We start from the raw sequence: 841 nt of genomic DNA on the forward strand, positions 1-841 counted from the left end.
TGCAGCGCACGTTCTTTCACAGACGCCAACAGTTGCGCCAGCGTCGGTGAACCCGACACCTCCACCCGCAACGCCAGCGTGTTCACGAAGAATCCGATCAGCCCTTCGGTCTCCGACCGACCACGATTGGCCACCGGGCTGCCGATCACCACATCGTCCTGTCCAGACAAGCGCGATAACAGCAACGCCCAACTCGCCAGGAGCGTCATATACAGCGTCAGCCCATGCCGCTGGCTGAGTTCCTTCAGCGCCTGCGCCTGCTGTGGCTCCACGACCACTTCCAACATCGCGCCGGCATGCTCCTGCCGCGCCGGACGCGGACGATCCGTCGGCAGTTCCAGCAGCACCGGCGCACCGGACAGTGCCTCGCGCCAGTAATTGGCCTGCTGCTGCAACACATCGCCTGTCAACCATTGCCGCTGCCAGCTCGCATAATCGGCGTACTGGATCGGCAACGGCGGTAGCGGATCGGCTTCCCCACGGGCAAACGCCCGATACAACACGCTCAGCTCGTTGATCAAGATCCCCATCGACCACCCATCCGAGACGATGTGGTGCATGGTCACGAAGAAAACGTATTCGTCCTGGGCGAGCTGTACCAGTACGCCACGGATCAACGGACCGCGTTCCAGCGCGAAGGGCGCTTGCGCCTCCTCGGCCAATAACCGTTCCAATGCGGTCTCGCGATCTTGCACATCGCACAGGTCGTGAGTGATCAACTGGAAGCCGCTGTCTTCGGCCGCGACCCGCTGCAATGCCTGCCCATCGATCAACGCGAAGGTCGTGCGCAGCGACGCATGCCGGGCCACGATGCGATCCAGCGCACGTTGCAGCGCTTGTG

Annotated in this window: 1 protein-coding gene; it reads right to left on the reverse strand. The window is 62.9% G+C overall.

Annotated features, from left to right (window positions below):
- The coding region (locus XalbCFBP2523_RS15810; RefSeq protein ID WP_045766892.1) for a condensation domain-containing protein at positions 1 to 841 on the reverse strand (841 nt) is incomplete at both ends.

The sequence above is a fragment of the Xanthomonas albilineans genome (assembly GCF_002939705.1).
In the GTDB taxonomy this organism is placed as follows: domain Bacteria; phylum Pseudomonadota; class Gammaproteobacteria; order Xanthomonadales; family Xanthomonadaceae; genus Xanthomonas_A; species Xanthomonas_A albilineans.